Genomic DNA, 17,946 nt, shown 5'->3' on the forward strand with positions numbered 1-17,946 from the left:
CAGTCTATTGACTGGCTTTCTATGTAAAACAGCGATACTTAAACGAGATTGTTGATTTCAACCTCAGGGTTAACATCACTTTCGTAGTCAACACCGTCTAAATCAAAACCGAACAGGTGTAAAAACTCACGATGATAACCAACATAATCGGTTAGCTCGTCAATACTGTCGGTATCCACCTGATCCCAAATATGCTGCACTCGTTGCTGCACATCGTCTTCAAGCTCTTTGTAGTTCTGGAATAAATGACCGCCTTCGTCAAAGCGCGGCGTTTTGCCGTACAAGTTCTCTTTAAACAACGCGGTAATTTGCTCGATAGTCCCCTCATAGGTGCCATCTTCTTTCATCACTTTGAACAGCGCAGAGATATACAAAGGCATAATCGGTATTGCCGAGCTGGCTTGCGTGACCACTGCATTAAGAGAGCTCACATAAGCCTCACCGGAGATATCAGCGGTAGATGCTTTAATTTCCTGAACGGCACGGTCCAAGTCTTCTTTGGCTTTGCCTATTGTGGCGTGACCGTAAATCGGCCAGGTCAGCTCTTTACCAATGTAGGTGTAAGCGGTGGTTTTAAAGTTATCGGCAAGCACGTCCGCTTCATTTAAAGCATCAATCCACAGCTGCCAATCTTCACCACCCATGACTTTCACGGTATTGGCAATTTCTTCATCACTGGCAGCCTCAACGCTCACCTCATCAATAATACGCTTTGAAGTATTGAGGTTCTTGGTGGTCACGCCTTCACCGATAGGCTTGAGTGTGGAAGAGAAGGTTTCACCGGTTTTTGGATCGGTACGACGCGGCGAAGCAAGGGAATAGATAACTAAATCAATTTTGCCTAATTCATTTTTAATAACATCAATCGTCTTTTCTTTGATTTCATCAGAAAAGGCATCACCATTGATATTTTTTGCCCACAAGCCCGCTTCATCGGCTGCATTTTGAAAAGCAGCGGTGTTGTACCATCCCGCAGAACCTGTTTTCTTTTCTGTACCTGGCTTTTCGAAAAACACGCCCAATGTTTTGGCGCCATGACCAAAGGCTGAAACAATACGTGAAGCCAAGCCATAGCCGGTTGACGAGCCAATGACCAGGACGTTTTTAGGGCCCTGCCCTAAATCACCTTGGCGTTTTACGTAATCTATTTGTTGTTGTACGTGCGCTGCACAGCCCGCAGGATGAGCGTTAGTGCAGATAAAACCACGAATTTTAGGCTTAATGACCATGATAAAATTCCATATCGTTGCCGAAAAATTTAGCGCTAGTGTAACGACTAAAGCCCATTACACAGGTCTGATGACTTTACTTAATCGAATTTGGAGCCACCTAAACAATTAGGAGACTGCGGAGCTTGCCCCTGTCGCTCACTGAACTCTTCAGGTGTGTAAGCATGAATCGCAAGGGCATGAATGTGTTCGCGCAACTCATCGGCCAACACCTCATTAATCGCGCGGTGGCGCTGTAATAAGCGTTGGCCGCTGAATTGCTCACTGACCACAGTGACTTTGAAATGAGAATCTTCACCTCGGGCGTGCATATGGCTTTCGTTTTCCACATGTAAATGCTTGCACGCAATGGCAGCAGCGAGTTTTTGCTCTATCTGAGTTTGCATAGACATAAATTACTGACTCGTCAGCGTAAACTGGAGCATTACTATAACAAAGAAGCGTCAATGTGGCGAAACGTTAAGTTAATGCGCCCTTGGGTCACTTTACGCTGCTTCGGTAGACTGTGCTCGAAGTGTTGCTGGCTTTGGCCTTTCATGATCAGCAAACTACCGTGACGCAAAGGCACATCTGTCACCACCCGCGAGTGCTTATGGCGTAATTTGAACTTACGCAGCGCTCCTAAGGATAACGATGCAATGGTCGGCTGCGCTCCAAGCTCAGGTTCATCGTCAGCATGCCACCCCATACTATCGAGACCGTTGCGATAATAATTAACCAGTACCGCATTAAATTTGCACCCTAGCTGATTATTAAGGCGCTCCCGCATGCGCGCCAATGGCTCAGGCCAGGGCATAGGCGAAAACACTTGCTTTGAGTATTCATACGCGCTGTCTGGATCGCCGATATAGGCCTGTAAACGAGGTATAGGGTGCCATTTACCGAAAACGTGTATGCTTGGCTGTTGCCAAGCCAAATTATCACGCAAATAATGATAGAGCTGGGTGGCCTTATCAGCACTCAGCGCCTGCAGCTGATAGTGAAACATGTCTGCTGGTAGCTCATCGGGCAACAGGTTGCCGGTATCAGTGTTAAACACCTTCGAATTCCCATCCATCGTGGTAAACTAGCGCTACTATCCGTTACACATTGACCGTTATGATAACATCCGCCCTACTCGGTGGCACCCACTACACCCTACACCGCTTTCCTCTGGAGCAAAAAAACCGTAGCCTACAGGCGTGGGATGCCGCCGACGAGTACTTAATTGATTATGTCAAAGAGCATTATCCCAGTGCAAAAAAGCTGCTTATATTAAATGACGACTTTGGTGCCCTCGCCTGCGCTTTGCATCAATTTGATATTAGTGCGCTCAGTGACTCGTACGTGGCCCACCAAGCTTGGCATTATAACCTGGCGCAAAATGCCTTAGATGAAAGTAATTTCACTGCACTTAGCAGCATGGATAAACTGGACGACTATGATTTAGTCATCGGCAGAATTCCTAAAAACAGTGGCTACCTGCAACATCAACTGGCCCAGTTATCACAGACATTAAGCCCAAACACGCCGGTGATCTTAGGGGGCAAAACTAAAGCTGTTCATACCTCAACAATCAATCTCGTATCGCGCTACATAGGCCCAGCAAGCACCACCTTGGCGGTGAAAAAAGCGCGGCTTATCACCGCCTCTATGCACAATAAAGCGCAACAAAGCCCTTTTCCTAAGAGTTGGTCGTTCGAAGGCACTCCTTACACCCTGCATAATCACGCTAATGTATTTTCTCGCGATTCATTGGATATTGGCGCTCGCTTTTTCAGCAACTACCTACCGCAGTCCAAAAAAGCACTGCGCATTGTAGATTTGGGTTGTGGCAATGGCGTCATTGGTCTGCTTACTTTGGCTCAATGCCCACAAGCACACCTCACTTTCGTTGATGAATCATGCATGGCAGTGGCCTCAGCACGACTTAATGTTGAACAAAACCACGAACATGATTTGCACCGTTGCCAATTTGTGCAGTCAGATTGTTTAACAGGGTTTGCCGCTGCCAGCCAAGACCTGATCTTATGTAACCCGCCGTTTCATCAACAAAACGCGATTACCGACCACATTGCTTGGCAAATGTTTAATGACGCGAAAAAAGTATTGCGCCCCGGCGGCGAGCTTCGTATCGTAGGCAACCGACATTTACAATACCATGAGAAACTTAACCGTTTATTCGGTGGTCATAAGCTGCTGGGTTCGAATAAAAAGTTCGTCGTGTTAAGTGCAAAAAAATAGGTAGGATCATGAGCAACACAGTTATTCGTCTTTTTCTCTTGAGCGCTGCACTGGTTACTGTGAGCGGGTGCGCTAACCGCGCAGCCGAGGCTATTCTTGACCCACAATACCAAGGCGGTCAATATCATCAATTTAATCAAACAGTATCACTGCAAGTGAATGACCAGCGCGCCAATAAAGCCACTGTGATAGTGAGCGATGGCGAGCATTCACAACAGCAGCTCACTCAAGGGCTTGATAGCAAACTCACACGGGTGTTTGAACAAGGTTTACAACGCAATGGGGCTCAGGTCAGCGCCATGGGAGCCACCCATATCCGTATTGCTATTCATGATTTACACGCTCATGTTGAACAAAACACCGTCGATCATAACAGTACTGCGAAGATTGCCCTACAAGTGTTCGTGCAGCGTAATGGTAGTCAATTCAATAAAATGTATAATGGCCAAAGCCAGTTCAGCGGCCCATTTGGTTATGATCAAGCCAAAGTAGAAGCGCAGCTTAATAAGCAGATTGAGCAACTGGTAATTCGTATAATGAACGACCCTGAACTGAACAATTACATGCAAAAGGGAGCACCATGAACACTCGTTTTCTTGGCACACTTACCGCCGTATTCCTTACTTTCTTTATCAGCCTGCCCACACTCGCGGCTGTACAAGGTCAATTTGTGCAAAAGGACAACCTCTTCCCACGAGTAGAATTCGCCACCAGTGAAGGAAAGATTGTTGTTGAGCTGGACCGCTCACGAGCACCAATTACGGTTAATAATTTCCTGACATACGTACAAGACGGCAGTTATAAAGGATCGGTGTTTCATCGGGTTGAACGCGATGAAGAAAACGACCGCGACTTTGTCATCCAAGGGGGTGGCTACGACAAGAATTATGACGGTCTGCATGAGAATGACCCTATTTTTAATGAAAGCGGCAGCGGCCTGGAAAACGATATGTATACCATTGCCATGGCTTACCAAGACCGCAAGCCGCATTCTGCAACGCGTCAGTTTTTCTTCAACATGGATAATAATGACCACCTAAATCCAGGCAGTGATTGGGGTTTTGCGGTGTTTGGCTCCGTCGTAGAGGGGTTTGAAACTTTAGATAAAATCATGCGTGTCGAGACCGACTACCAAGAGAAAATAGGCTATTCCTACGTTCCTAAACAACCGGTTATCATTTTCAATATTAAAGTACTCGAAGCGCAACCTTATTAGTTTTCAGCTGTGGGCGGTTGTCACCGCCCGTATCCTCCCAAAATCTCAAGTAAGCCGTCATCATGAGCCATAACCCCGTATCACTTCAGACTTTTTTCAATTACTTTCGTGATCGCCGCTTACTCACTATTTTTATTTTTGGCATCAGCAGCGGCTTTCCTTGGGTGTTGATCGGCTCGGTGATGAGTGCGTGGCTTAAAGATGAGGGCTTAAGCCGCAGTATGATTGGCTTATTTGGCATGGTGTTTGGTGCCTACTCTATTAACTTCCTGTGGTCACCTTTGGTTGATCGGGTCAAAATTCCTTATGTGACTGCCTGGCTTGGGCAACGCCGAAGCTGGTTGCTTTGCTGTCAGTGCGTGATATTGCTGGGCACGCTGGCTATGGCTTTTGTTGATATAGGCGCACAGCTGTATCTAGTGGCGCTGCTTGCCCTGGTAATTGCCACTGCTTCTGCCACTCAAGATATTGCAATTGATGCTTATCGTATTGATATTTTGGATGAAAATGAAAGTGAAAAGATGTCGGCAGCGGCGGCAATGGCAACCTGTGGTTGGTGGACAGGTTATGCTCTACTCGGTGCCATGCCTTTTTTCGCCGCTGATATCCCCGGCATTGATTGGCCAGATGTCTACCTCGCATTGGCGCTGATAGTTGCCGCTCTCATTACCTATGTGTTTGTTGCTAACGAACCACTGTCAAACCGTGAGCATATTCATGAACAGTTGGAACATCAGTATCAGCAAAAGTTACAACAACATTCTAACGCTCTTCCGTTAGTATTGAAAAAAACCTTGGCTTGGTTAGGAGTCACCATCATCGAGCCGCTACGCAGCTTTTTTGCTAAAAATGGCGTGAAAACCGCTATTGCTCTGCTAGCGTTTATTTTCTTATTCAAAATTGGTGAGGCATTTTTAGCGCGAATGTCCATCGTTTTCTACAAAGAAGTGGGCTTTAGCAATTCCGATATTGCCACCTTTTCGAAACTCGGTACGGCGGTACTAACGATTATTTTCGCGTTCCTAGGGAGTTTATTCAATGCCCGCTTTGGTATTGTAAAAGGGCTATTTATCAGTGGCGTGGCAATGGCCGCATCGAATTTAATGTTTTCTTGGATAGCCGTTGCTGGCCCTAAGCTGCATTTATATGCGTTAGCCATCATTTTAGACGGTTTTACTCAAGCTTGGTCACTGGTTGCTATGGTTGCGTTTATTTCCATGCTGTGCGATCGCGCTTTCAGCGCTACGCACTACGCGCTGCTGGCTTCATTGGGCAACCTGGGGCGCACTTTGCTCTCTGGATACAGTGGTGTGGTGGTTGATGATTGGCTTCACGGCGACTGGTCCACGTTCTTTATACTGACTGCACTTATGGTGCTGCCATCACTACTATTTTTATATCTAATCAGAAAACGGTTATACCAGCTTGAACAACAGTATCATGCACGTTCAGCGAAGGTTAAAGAATAATTGGTAGGGTATAGGAAGAAGAACCTAGAGCCCTTCCTGGGCTCTGGTTTATCGGTATTACGCTTGTTCTTGAAGTAGTGATAGACCTTCATAAGGGTCAACTTCAAGGGCGTCGCAATAACGCATGAACTCAATAACATCTAAACGACGTTCTTGGTTTTCTATTTTACCGATAAAAGAGTGCGGCGTGCCCAAAACTTGAGCCAAGCTGCGCATAGTGTGGCCTTTTTCATGGCGTTTGTCTTTCAGCCACTTTGTCAGTCTTCCGTTTTCTTCGGAAGAAACGGTTTTACCCATCATAATTACATCTCCTACTAGATGAATTGCTATACATATCACGGTTGATAAATAGGATTGAATGAAATTTGCCCGTCTCATTCACGCGGTATTAAACCACATGTCCTATTTTAGGTATAGTTTATATACAAAAATTTACCTAATTCCGGCGCGAGAATTTTCACTGCAATTTTCGCAATGAATCACGCACTAGAGTTTAACAAGATATTAATTAATTTCACTCATAAAATCGATAGTTTATTTTTACCTTTTGCGTTAGGTACTTATAAGCTAATATGAAGGAAAATATGGAATTTAGGGGAAAAAATGCTCAGATTGCTCTTTATCTTGCCAATTCTTTTGTGTTTATTGTGGTGGCTTTTTCTCCATTACAACCGAATACCGCTAAAACAAGGTCGTAAAGGGTTTGTGTATATTGTTGCTTTCTCCACCTTAGTTTTAGGTTTCTTCACCTTGATGCTATTTGTTACCAATACTCCACTAGAATAACGTTCAACCACAAAAAATGCCGCGAATGCGGCATTTTTTTCAATTTCTGATTCAACCTAATACTTACACGCTAAAACTAGCACCACAGCCACAGGTTGTAGTGGCATTCGGGTTATTCACAAAAAAGCGTGACCCCTCAAGCCCTTCGGTATAATCGACTTCACCGTCAACTAGGTACTGAATACTCATTGGGTCGACCACTAAGGTGACACCATTTTTTTCTATCTGCATGTCGCCTGGATTGGCTTGCTCCGCAAACGTGAAGCCATACTGAAAGCCTGAACAGCCGCCACCAGTGACATAAACGCGCAGCATCAATGAAGGATTCTCTTCCTCTTCAATAAGCTGCTTTACACGCGCAGCAGCGGCATCACTGAATTTAATTGGTAATTGCTCGGACATACTATTTCTCTCACTGCTCATTTACTGCGAATTATCTAATACCCGACTAAGTTAATCAAGTATTGCCGCGCGAAAGCATCATAACATGACTTAAGTGCGACACCAGTGCAGCCTGCAATTATTGCTCTGACAAAGTGTGACGTTAAACAAGGATTTATATATAAACCTTTGGTAGACTTAAGCGCACTCCATAGTCATTAAGAACAAAGGAATAGGTATGCAACTAGAGGCGCTAAGACGACGCCTTGCTCGCCCTAAAACCTCAATCCAGCTTTGCCTTCTCGGTATTGCCGCAGGTTTGATTGCAGCGGGATTAATTATTCTATTTCGTTTGACTATTGTGTTAGTACAAAACATCTTTCTAGAGAATTTTGATGACTTTACCACTTTATCGGCATTAGAACGGTTTTTACTGCCTGTTGGCGCAGCCTGTATTATCGCACTGTTTGCCTACCTTACTGGCTTTAAGCACTACCGCCTTGGTATTCCCTTTGTTATTCACCGTATGAAAATGCACTACGGACAAATGCCTTTTTATAACACAGTTAACCAGTTCTTTGGCGGTGCTCTAGCATTGATTAGTGGTTTTTCGGTAGGTCGTGAAGGCCCCTCCGTTCATATGGGCGCAACAGGCGCAAGCATGCTTGCTAACCAGCTCCACCTGCCCTATAACGCCATGCGGACACTCAGCGGTTGTGGCGTAGCCGCAGGGATTGCAGCCTCCTTTAACACCCCTTTGGCAGCGGTAATTTTCGTTATGGAAGTGGTGCTACGTGAATACAAAGTGCATATCTTTGTTCCTATTATGCTCGCTGCGGTTACCGGGGCTTTAGCCACTCAGTTTGTTTTTGGTGATGACATAGAGTTAGCGCTCATCAGCGTTACTCCACTGAGCTTTTGGCATTATCCCTACTTAGTCATTTGCGGCATGACCTTAGGCGCCATCGCCTATGCCTTTAACAAAAACCTGATGCTCATTATTCGCACCTTTAAACCCTTATCAATGCTGCCACGATTGATTATTGCTGGCATTATTGCCGGTGGCATCGGTTACCTGGTGCCGCAAGCAATGGGCTCGGGAATGAGCGCCATTACTATCGCTACTCATTCACCGGATAATGTACAACTGCTGCTGACCATATTAATCGCTAAACTACTGGCGACATTGTTTGCCATCGGCTTAGGTATACCAGGCGGCCTGATTGGCCCGGTTATTGGTTTGGGAGTTATTATGGGCACCTTAATGTCATTTTTCGCCCACCTTGTTGCCCCGGGCACCGACGTTGCTGGCACTTATGGCGTATTAGGCATGGCCGGATTACTTGCCGCGACTCTGCATGCGCCACTGGCGTCGCTGACAGCGGTGATGGAGCTCACTTCCAGTCCGCAAATTATTGTTCCAGCAATGTTAGTGATTGTGACCGCTTACGTCACCGCCTTACAAGTGTTTGGCAACCGCTCTATTTTCCTACAGCAACTCGACTTTCAGGGGCTGACCTACCAAGTATCTCCAGCCACGGAGGCACTACAAAAAGTCGGTATCATGGCAGAGATGAATGAGGACTTTAAGCTGCTATACGCCGAGGACAAAGAGCAAATCAAAGAGTCTTTGGATAATCTCGACGGACAAACGCCGCTGATTGTTTATGATGAAGAAAATGGTTACCGGCTCGCGGAATATGATCTTAATTTAATGTCTGAGGAAAATATCAATATCCGCTACGTTACGCTCGAAGGGGTGAGCTCACAGGCCACCCTATCGGATGCCTTCGATGTGCTCAAAGACAAGCGCAGCGGCGCCGTGTATGTGTATGATATGCACGATCACAAAGAAATTCTGGGAATTATGCGCTGGGATCAAATCCGCCACATTCTCACTATTCGTAATGCCTTACTCTAACTGGGAAGTACAATGTCACTGATTTTGGTATATAAAGCTCTACACCTATTTTTCATGGTTGCCTGGTTCGCTGGTATTTTTTATTTACCACGCTTGTTTGTTTATCACGCGCTCAACGAAGAGAAATCATGCAGCTCTATGCTAAAAGTTATGGAGCGCCGGTTACTCCTGTTCGTTACCCCGTTTGCGATTTTAACTGCGGTGTTTGGGGTACTGATGATCGTCGAGTATGGCCGCGAGTGGTTTCGCGCTAGCATGTGGCTGCACTACAAACTCACTTTAGTGCTTATTTTGTACGCCTATCATGGCTACTGTTTCAAGCTATTAAGTGATTTTAAACACGACAAAAACACCCGTAGTGACCGTTTTTATCGAATTTTCAATGAACTTCCCGTGTTAGTACTGCTGGCAATTATCTTTTTGGCAGTATTAAAGCCGGCACTCTAAAAATTAGAAAAAATCTGCTATAGTGCGCCTCCAAACGCGGTGGCGTACTTGCGGCTTACACTCGATGGCGGTGTTAGCCCCAACGTACCCTCATACTGTCTCACTTTATTGTTTGGGAAGACCTCCATGCTACGCTTCTTAGGTGAAAACATTCTGTCTGTAAATCAACTTGATAGAGAAAGTATCGAGCATATATTTGCAGTGGCTAAACGGATGGAACCTTATGCCAAAAAACAAAAACGCACAAAAGTGCTCGAAGGGGCGATTCTTGCGAATCTATTTTTTGAGCCTAGCACCCGTACACGGGTCAGCTTTGGCACCGCCTTTAACTTGCTAGGCGGATTAGTGCGCGAGACAACAGGCATGCAAAGCTCCGCTTTAGCCAAAGGGGAATCCCTCTACGATACCGCACGCGTCATTTCTGCTTATGCCGATGCTGTCGCTATGCGCCACCCCGATGCCGGCTCCGTGGCCGAGTTTGCCACCGGCTGTAGTGTCCCTGTACTTAATGGCGGTGATGGCCCCAACGAGCATCCCACTCAAGCACTACTCGACTTGTTAACCATCGACCGCGAGTTAAACCGCTTTGGCCAAAAAATTGATGGCATGCATATCGCTCTAGTCGGCGACCTAAAATATGGTCGTACCGTGCATTCGTTATCCAAGTTGCTATGTCATTATAAAGACGTGCGCTTTACCATGGTTGCCCCGGATGGCTTGCAAATGCCACAAACCATTCTAGACAGCGTCAGCGATGCCGGCCACCACATTGTCCTCGCCGATAAAATGGAAGGTAATCTGGCCGCTGATATCGTCTACCAAACTCGCATTCAAGAAGAGCGCTTTCCAAGCCAAGAAGAAGCCAATAAATACCGTGGTGGTTTTCGTATTTCCCAGTCCATCTACAACGCCCATTGCAAGCCCAGTTCAGTGCTGATGCACCCGTTGCCACGTGATAGTCGCAGCGATGCCAATGAATTAGATAATGATTTAAATGCCAATGATAATTTAGCGATTTTCCGCCAAGTTCAAAATGGTGTGTTAATTCGTATGGCGTTATTTGCATTAACCCTTGGGGTCGAGAACCAAGTAGAAAAGTATGAAACCACAGTACCGTGGTTCAGCCGTAAACGTGAAGACTAAAACCGACGTGTATGCATATCGCTAAGGGGCCCTGCCCCGCCTGGATACGCAGTTAAACTTACACAGGCTCAGATTCGTAAATATGCCAAGTGAGCTGCTACACACTTAAAAGGTCAACTGACCCGAATTTATAGGAAGCATTATGAGCAAAAGCCAAGACTTATATTCCCGCGCCCAAGCCTCTATTCCCGGTGGCGTTAATTCTCCCGTACGTGCTTTCAATGGTGTAGGTGGTACGCCATTGTTTATCACTCATGCCGAAGGTGCATACACCTATGATGCCGATGGCAAAAAATACATCGACTACGTGGGCTCTTGGGGACCGATGATTTTAGGCCACAACCACCCTGAAATTAAACAAGCAGTACATCAAGCGGTAGAGCGCGGCTTGAGCTATGGCGCACCTACCGAAGCCGAAATTGATATGGCTGAGAAGGTAAAAGAATTAGTGCCTTCCATTGATTCGGTGCGCATGGTTAACTCTGGTACAGAAGCCACCATGAGCGCGATTCGTTTGGCGCGTGGTTACACCGGTCGCGATAAAATTCTAAAGTTTGAAGGCTGCTATCACGGCCACGCCGACTCTCTGCTGGTTAAAGCAGGCTCTGGGGCATTAACCATGGGTGTGCCAAACTCGCCAGGGATCCCAGAAGATTTTGCCAAACACACCCTCACTGTGTCGTTCAATAACCTTGACGAAGTGAAGGCTATTTTTGCCGAGTATCCACAAGACATCGCCTGTATTATTATCGAGCCGGTGGCTGGCAATATGAATTGCATTCCACCACAACCTGGCTTTTTAGAGGGCCTGCGTGAAATTTGCGATGAACACGGCAGTGTGCTGATCTTCGATGAAGTAATGACCGGCTTTCGCGTTGCACTAGGCGGTGCTCAAGCTTATTACAACATTACCCCTGACCTGACCTGTTTAGGTAAAGTGATCGGCGGCGGCATGCCGGTGGGCGCTTTTGGCGGTAAACAAGCAATCATGGACTATATCGCGCCAGTTGGGCCTGTTTATCAAGCCGGTACTCTCTCTGGGAACCCCATCGCCATGGCAGCTGGCTTAAAAGCCTTGCAGCTGCTCAGCGAGCCAGGTTTACATGAGCAGCTGGAAGCGAAGAGTAAAGCGCTGTGTAGCGGTTTCCAAGCGGCCGCTGACAAAGCAGGGATCGCCCTAACAACTAACTATGCAGGCGGTATGTTTGGCTTTTTCTTTACCGACGCCGAGCAGGTAAGCAGCTACCAGCAAGCTACCGAATGTGACCTTGAACGTTTTAAGCGCTTTTTCCACCTAATGCTAGAAGAGGGGGTGTACCTCGCTCCATCAGCGTTTGAGGCTGGGTTTGTATGCGCCGCTCATGGCGATGAGCAAATAGCAGCAACGATTGCCGCCGCTGAGCGTGCATTTGCAAAGCTATAAGGCGGTGAAGCCATAAACCCATGGCTCATTAGCTGACAAAAAGCCGCCCTTGAGGCGGCTTTTTAATGCATATCTATTAACGGCCGTTACTGGCGACACGGAGGGCGTGGATTAAACTCGCGCTCGCGCACCGGGAGCTGGATAACCTTGCCACAACCAGGAGGCGCTTGCTCACCGGTGGCCTCGTTAACGAAAGCCCAACGAATACCTTCAGGACGAGTATCAGCGATAGATTGAGGGTTGAGCTGACGCAGATAACGAATATAGAGTTCCAATGCCCCCACCGAACCGGTTAATCCGGTACTTTGGTTGTCATCTCGGCCCACCCAAGCAACAGTGACGGTACTTTGGTCAAACCCAGCGTACCAGCTATCACGTAAGTTGTTACTGGTGCCTGTTTTGCCAGCCAATTGAATCGTTGGGAAGTGTTTATTTAAACGCTTACCCGTGCCATCTTTAGTCACCCGTTTCATACCATATTTGGTCATGTACATCGCATCTTTAGCAAAACGTTGCTGCGGGGCAAACTGATGGCGATACAGCACCCGGCCACTGTTATCAGTCAATGCCGAAATACTACTTAGCTGGCCATAAGCGCCATCATTCGCCAATGTGGTGTACATTTGCGCCACTTCAAAGCTCGACAGCTCCAATGCCCCCAACAGCAGCGATGGATATTGATTGATACGCGACTGCACACCCAACCCCTGTAAAGTATTGGCAACCTTGTCGACACCCACGTCTAGCCCCAAATTGACCGCTGGAATATTAATACTTTGGCTAAAGGCACGGTATAAAGGCAACATCCCTCGGTGTTGATGATCGAAGTTGTCAGGTTGCCAAACCTCACCCTGCTCGTCAGTCACCTCCAGTGGTCTGTCATCCAACAAAGTCCCTAAGTTATATTGTGGTAACTGCAAGGCTGTTAAATACACCGCAGGTTTCACCAAAGAGCCGATATTCCGCTTAGTATCCAGTACCCGGTTAAAACCGGAATAACGGACATCGCGTCCAGCAACCAAGGCAGATACGCCCCCTACTTCACGATTAACTGACAGCATCGCCGCTTCCAGCTGCTGTGTTTTCGGACGTCGTTCTAAATAGGGGAGCGACTTTTCAATTGACGCTTCCATCGCTTCTTGCTTTTGTAAATCAAGGTACGTAAATACCCGCACTCCAGCATCCAATGTGGCTTTATTGGGAAGTAACTCTTTGAGCTCACGATTAACCAGCTCTAAATAGCCTGGGTAGGTTTTATTGATATCACGGCGCATCGCCACGATATCCAGAGGCCGTTTTAGGGCCCGACGATATTCGTTGGTTGTTAGCAAACCATTTTCGGCCATTAACCGCAGTACTAAGTCGCGTCGCTCCATGGCGCGCTCTTCATAACGTCGCGGATTATAGTACGACGGCCCCTTCACCAAAGCGACCAGTAGCGCAATTTGGTCAAACTCCAGCTCATCAACGGGCTTGGAAAAGTAAAACTCCGATGCCAGCCCCATACCATGCACGCCTTTAGTGTATGACTGACCTAGGTAAACCTCATTAAGGTAGGCCTCTAGTATGGCATCTTTGGAATAGCGATAATCCAAGATCAGCGCGATTAACGCCTCGTTGATCTTGCGGACTAAAGTGCGCTCTCGCGATAAATAAAAGTTCTTCGCAAGCTGCTGTGTTAACGTACTGCCGCCTTGTACCGTGCGCCCAGCTCGAATATTGGCATACAAAGCGCGCATAATTGACCAAAGCGAGACACCGTGATGCTGATAAAAGTCCTGATCCTCCACCACCAGCAAGGTCTCTTTTAATAATGGTGGGAACTTATCTAGGGGCAAAAATTCACGGTCTTGGGTTTTGTCATTGCCGATACGAGCAATTTGCACCGGCTCCAGTCGCGCACGCTCTAAGCGTTGGCCAATATTATTTTGTACGCTGGCTAAGCGGTCACCTTTGAAACGCAGCTCAATAATATGTGCTTGCTCTGCGCCATCGGCAAACTCAAAAGCACGACGATAAATGCGTAATCGAGTTCGACTTTGTTCATATTGCCCAGTATGAGCAAGCTTAGTCACTTGCGTGTAGTTTAGGCGTTGCAGCTCCCACTCTACTTCCTCAAGAGATAGGTATTGCCCAGGATAAAAGTTCATTGCCCGCGCGTACACCTGCGCAGGTAACTGCCACTTATTGCCCTCAAACTGCCTGGTTACCTTGGCATCGAGATAAATCATGTACAAAGCCACACTAATAAATGTGACTAAAGCCAGCTTCCAGGCAATGGAAAATAACCGCTTCATAACCCGCTTAAAGGTTGATGATGGCTGCTTAGAGGCTGCTTTTTTGGAATTGGACTTCTTTTTGCTGGGGGATTTTTTCGACGCCATGTATGTGCAAATGCTAGCTAGGGTGAAATTGTTGAGAAGCTTAGCATACTCGTGATTGAAATTAACCGCCCACGAGCATGCCAAGCAGGGTGCGAGTGAACTCTAGCGTGGTAAAACTTAACTGTGACTGACTTATGCAGCAGCAAATAAGCATAAAAAACGCCAGCTAGGGGCTGGCGTTCTATGGGAATGGGTGAGCTTAACTGGAACGTACAGACACGAACTCCGGATAAGCATCAATACCGCAATCGTGCTGGTCCATACCGTTGAGCTCTTCTTCCTCGCCGACACGGATGCCGATGGTTTTCTTCAAAATCGCCCAAACAATAAACGACGCTACGAACATGAAGCCAAAGATACACAATAAACCAATTAACTGCGTAGCATAGCTGGCGTCAGCATTAGACAAGGGAACTAACATTAAGCCAATAGCACCGCACACCCCATGCACCGAGATAGCACCCACCGGGTCATCAATACGCGCCTTATCCAAAGCGACAATGCTAAAGACAACGGCAATGCCCCCTATCGCGCCAAGCAAAATAGCCAACAAGGGTGAAGGGGACGCCGGCTCGGCGGTGATCACCACTAGCCCAGCAAGAGCACCATTTAACACCATCGTTAAATCGGCTTTACCCCAATAAGTTTTGCACACAAGTAAGGAAGCCACGGCACCGGCTGCTGCGGCTGCGTTGGTGTTGAGCATGATTTTACCCACTGCGGTGGCATTCTCAGCATCGCTAATAAATAACTGGGAACCGCCATTGAAACCAAACCAGCCCATCCACAAAATAAAGGTGCCCAGTGTTGCCAGTGGCAAGTTAGAACCAGGAATGGGGTAAATTTCACCGTTTTTACCGTACTTGCCTCGGCGCGCACCGAGCAGTAACACACCGGCCAACGCTGCTGATGCACCCGCGCCGTGCACAATGCCTGAGCCGGCAAAATCAATAAAGCCCATTTCCGATAAAAAGCCTCCACCCCATGTCCAGTAGCCTTCAAGTGGGTATAGCACGCCAGTGAGAGCAACACAGAAGATTAAGAACGCCCACAGCTTCATACGCTCTGCAACTGCGCCAGAGACAATCGACATGGCGGTGGCAACAAAGACAACTTGGAAGAAAAAGTCAGACTCTAGCGCATGATCGGCATCACTGGCTTGGGTGCCTATCAAGGCTCCAAAGCTAGGTATAAAGCCGCCCTCAGCGTTATCCACGTACATGATGTTATACCCAATCAGCAAGTACATGGTGCAAGCGATAGCATACAAAGCGATGTTTTTCGTTAAAATCTCGGTGGTGTTTTTAGAGCGCACGAGCCCTGCTTCGAGCATAGCAAAGCCTGCTGCCATCCACATCACCAGCACCCCGGAGATTAAAAAGTAAAAGGTATTGAGTGAAAACTGTAATTCTACGACCGTATTTTCCATGATGGCTCCCCTTAAATCGCTTCTTCGTCGAGCTCACCCGTACGGATGCGCACAATTTGGTCAAGGTCATAAACGAAAATCTTACCGTCGCCAATTTTGCCAGTGGAGGCCACCTGGGTGATGAGTTCAACCACTCTGTCGACGTTGTCGCTTAAGGTTGCGATTTCGATTTTAATTTTGGGAATAAAGTCCACCTGGTATTCGGCTCCGCGATAGAGTTCGGTGTGTCCGCGTTGCCGGCCAAAGCCTTTAACATCAACCACAGTCATCCCCTCTATACCCAGCTCCGCCAAGGCTTCGCGTACTTCATCAAGTTTGAACGGCTTGATGATGGCGCTGATCATTTTCATACGGCCCCCTTAGGCAATATTCATTATTATTGTCTAAGGACCAATCCAACCTTTATGCCAGTTTAAATTCCCTTTATTTAACAGCGCATTAACTTATCAGAGCATAAAAAAACGCACCATTGTGGTGCGTTTATCAGTCGCTCTGGCCAAAGTTGTGCGTTAACTCATCACAGCGATGATGTTATTCACACACCAGCTGACATTTACCTTGCGCCTTGGCGCGATAAAGGGCTTTATCAGCAGCACTTAAGCAGGCATCAAAGTCATGATGATTCATCGCTGCTAAGCCAATACTGACACTCAGTGTATGCGTGCTATCGGCTAGTTCAATTGGCTCATCGCGCAGCGAATCATTTACATTTTCCAGCTGCTGCTGCAATTGTGCACTGTCGTGACAATGTGCCAACACGGCGAACTCTTCGCCACCAAAACGCGCAACAATGTGCTCATCAAGGTGCTGCTGTAGTCGCTGGGCAAGCTGTCGAAGCGCGCTGTCTCCGGCTTGATGACCATACTGGTCGTTGATCTGTTTGAAGTTATCGGCGTCGATAAGCGCCACCGTGACAGCGTGTTTATCTTTTGCAAATAAGCGCCGACCATGCTCTTGTAAATAGCGACGATTAAACATGCCGGTGAGGTAATCACGCTCTGCCGTGGCTTTAATTTGTTCGATTAAATGCAGCTGCTCTACCGTTTGCAGCACGCGACAATGAAATTCTTCATTCATGAACGGCTTGGTCAAAAAGTCATTGGCGCCGTATTTGATAAACTTAGCCGATAAACCATTGTTGCCCGCCCCAGAAATACCAATAATGGCCAAGTCATCACGGCCTCGGTGGTTACGTACCGCTCGTACTAATTCGAAGCCGTCCATTTTCGGCATAGCATAATCACATAGCAGCAGCTTGATACTGGTGTCCTCACGCAATATCGCCAGCGCTTGTTCACCGTCTTCAGCCTCAATAACATGATAAAGCTGGCGTTGTAGTAACTGCTTAAGTACTTGTCGACTCAATTGCGAATCATCAGCCACCAGCACTGGTAGACCTTTATTACGCAGTAGCTGCGTTAATAGACGCACGGCATAAAGGTAGGAGTCACGGTTATCTTTAATAACATAATCAACCACGCCGAGTTCCAGCATCTGTTGGCGCTGAGACTCATCCATACTCGAGGTTAGAATGACTGAAGCGACATTATGTTCAATCGTAAGGCGTGCAGCATCGCCACTGGCACAGTCTGGCAAGGTCATGTCAACCAATGCCAAATCATATGTGTGCTGCTCAAGTAGCTCTTGGGCTTGCTCATAATTCCAAGCAAAATCAACGTGCTTAATAAATTCACGGGCAAATTTTTGCGTTAGCAAATGGCGCAATACTTGCTGCACAACTTTACTATCTTCAACAATCAATACTCGGGCCATCGCCAACTCCAAGGTGAATATCTTTCATTAAGCGGACCAAATTTAACCACACTTTGGCATTAAAGGACATCTTTGACTTTATAAACTTGTGTCGCTAGGGTGAGTTCCACCAATAGATGACC

18 protein-coding genes are annotated in these 17,946 nt (G+C 47.0%); 9 read left to right on the top strand and 9 right to left on the bottom strand.

What is annotated here, in order from left to right:
- Positions 1-38 precede the first annotated feature (38 nt).
- The 3 genes from fabV to MHM94_RS07200 form a co-directional block, all read right to left on the bottom strand.
- Positions 39-1,229, bottom strand: coding sequence for an enoyl-ACP reductase FabV (gene fabV, locus MHM94_RS07190; protein ID WP_235419386.1), 1,191 nt, complete (start codon positions 1,227-1,229; stop codon positions 39-41).
- 80 nt (positions 1,230-1,309) lie between these two features.
- Positions 1,310-1,621: a BolA family protein gene (locus MHM94_RS07195; protein ID WP_130148443.1), complete on the bottom strand. Its 312-nt coding sequence runs from the start codon at positions 1,619-1,621 to the stop codon at positions 1,310-1,312.
- Positions 1,622-1,656: 35 nt separating this feature from the next.
- The gene (locus MHM94_RS07200) at positions 1,657-2,268 is read right to left on the bottom strand and encodes an alpha-ketoglutarate-dependent dioxygenase AlkB (RefSeq protein WP_235419385.1); all 612 of its coding nucleotides are present in this window, start codon (positions 2,266-2,268) and stop codon (positions 1,657-1,659) included.
- Positions 2,269-2,327: 59 nt separating this feature from the next.
- Between MHM94_RS07200 and MHM94_RS07205 the strand changes: the two genes are divergently transcribed.
- The 4 genes from MHM94_RS07205 to MHM94_RS07220 all read left to right on the top strand — a co-directional run bounded on the left by MHM94_RS07205 (position 2,328) and on the right by MHM94_RS07220 (position 6,137).
- A complete protein-coding gene (locus tag MHM94_RS07205; protein ID WP_235419383.1) occupies positions 2,328-3,452 on the top strand; it encodes a methyltransferase in 1,125 nt (374 codons plus the stop codon).
- Positions 3,453-3,460: 8 nt separating this feature from the next.
- Entirely contained in the window at positions 3,461-4,036 is a 576-nt protein-coding gene (locus MHM94_RS07210; protein ID WP_235419382.1) for a YajG family lipoprotein, read from the top strand.
- Entirely contained in the window at positions 4,033-4,668 is a 636-nt protein-coding gene (locus MHM94_RS07215; protein WP_022944579.1) for a peptidylprolyl isomerase, read from the top strand. Before MHM94_RS07210 ends, MHM94_RS07215 begins: the two co-directional genes overlap by 4 nt.
- A 62-nt stretch (positions 4,669-4,730) precedes the next feature.
- Positions 4,731-6,137, top strand: coding sequence for an MFS transporter (locus MHM94_RS07220; RefSeq protein WP_235419381.1), 1,407 nt, complete (start codon positions 4,731-4,733; stop codon positions 6,135-6,137).
- 57 nt (positions 6,138-6,194) lie between these two features.
- Here the strand turns inward: MHM94_RS07220 and MHM94_RS07225 are convergent, their stop codons facing one another.
- Positions 6,195-6,437: a helix-turn-helix transcriptional regulator gene (locus tag MHM94_RS07225; RefSeq protein ID WP_022944581.1), complete on the bottom strand. Its 243-nt coding sequence runs from the start codon at positions 6,435-6,437 to the stop codon at positions 6,195-6,197.
- Positions 6,438-6,740: 303 nt separating this feature from the next.
- Between MHM94_RS07225 and MHM94_RS07230 the strand changes: the two genes are divergently transcribed.
- On the top strand, positions 6,741-6,923 hold the full coding sequence (locus MHM94_RS07230) for a hypothetical protein (protein WP_081604397.1): 183 nt from the start codon (positions 6,741-6,743) through the stop codon (positions 6,921-6,923).
- A gap of 63 nt (positions 6,924-6,986) precedes the next feature.
- On the opposite strand, the gene erpA is transcribed toward MHM94_RS07230, so the two are convergent.
- The gene (erpA, locus tag MHM94_RS07235) at positions 6,987-7,325 is read right to left on the bottom strand and encodes an iron-sulfur cluster insertion protein ErpA (protein ID WP_022944582.1); all 339 of its coding nucleotides are present in this window, start codon (positions 7,323-7,325) and stop codon (positions 6,987-6,989) included.
- A gap of 217 nt (positions 7,326-7,542) precedes the next feature.
- On the opposite strand from erpA, the gene MHM94_RS07240 reads away from it, so the two are divergent.
- From MHM94_RS07240 to hemL, 4 genes are all read left to right on the top strand, one after another.
- On the top strand, positions 7,543-9,225 hold the full coding sequence (locus MHM94_RS07240; RefSeq protein WP_045980496.1) for a chloride channel protein: 1,683 nt from the start codon (positions 7,543-7,545) through the stop codon (positions 9,223-9,225).
- A 12-nt stretch (positions 9,226-9,237) separates the two neighbouring features.
- Positions 9,238-9,672: a CopD family protein gene (locus tag MHM94_RS07245; RefSeq protein WP_022944584.1), complete on the top strand. Its 435-nt coding sequence runs from the start codon at positions 9,238-9,240 to the stop codon at positions 9,670-9,672.
- Positions 9,673-9,798: 126 nt separating this feature from the next.
- Positions 9,799-10,815: an aspartate carbamoyltransferase gene (locus MHM94_RS07250; protein ID WP_053910567.1), complete on the top strand. Its 1,017-nt coding sequence runs from the start codon at positions 9,799-9,801 to the stop codon at positions 10,813-10,815.
- A 142-nt stretch (positions 10,816-10,957) separates the two neighbouring features.
- On the top strand, positions 10,958-12,238 hold the full coding sequence (hemL, locus tag MHM94_RS07255) for a glutamate-1-semialdehyde 2,1-aminomutase (protein ID WP_151173116.1): 1,281 nt from the start codon (positions 10,958-10,960) through the stop codon (positions 12,236-12,238).
- 86 nt (positions 12,239-12,324) lie between these two features.
- Here hemL and mrcB read toward each other — a convergent pair whose 3' ends face one another.
- The 4 genes from mrcB to MHM94_RS07275 all read right to left on the bottom strand — a co-directional run bounded on the left by mrcB (position 12,325) and on the right by MHM94_RS07275 (position 17,824).
- Complete coding sequence (gene mrcB / locus MHM94_RS07260; RefSeq protein ID WP_235419380.1) at positions 12,325-14,535, bottom strand: penicillin-binding protein 1B; 2,211 nt, start codon at positions 14,533-14,535, stop codon at positions 12,325-12,327.
- Positions 14,536-14,821: 286 nt separating this feature from the next.
- On the bottom strand, positions 14,822-16,051 hold the full coding sequence (locus MHM94_RS07265; protein ID WP_022944589.1) for an ammonium transporter: 1,230 nt from the start codon (positions 16,049-16,051) through the stop codon (positions 14,822-14,824).
- 11 nt (positions 16,052-16,062) lie between these two features.
- Positions 16,063-16,401 (bottom strand): P-II family nitrogen regulator, encoded by a 339-nt coding sequence (locus MHM94_RS07270; protein ID WP_022944590.1) that lies wholly within the window; start codon positions 16,399-16,401, stop codon positions 16,063-16,065.
- A 181-nt stretch (positions 16,402-16,582) separates the two neighbouring features.
- Entirely contained in the window at positions 16,583-17,824 is a 1,242-nt protein-coding gene (locus MHM94_RS07275; protein WP_045980492.1) for a response regulator, read from the bottom strand.
- Positions 17,825-17,946: the final 122 nt, after the last annotated feature.

It is taken from the genome of Pseudoalteromonas sp. CNAT2-18.1, from assembly GCF_022347865.1.
GTDB lineage: Bacteria > Pseudomonadota > Gammaproteobacteria > Enterobacterales > Alteromonadaceae > Pseudoalteromonas > Pseudoalteromonas ruthenica.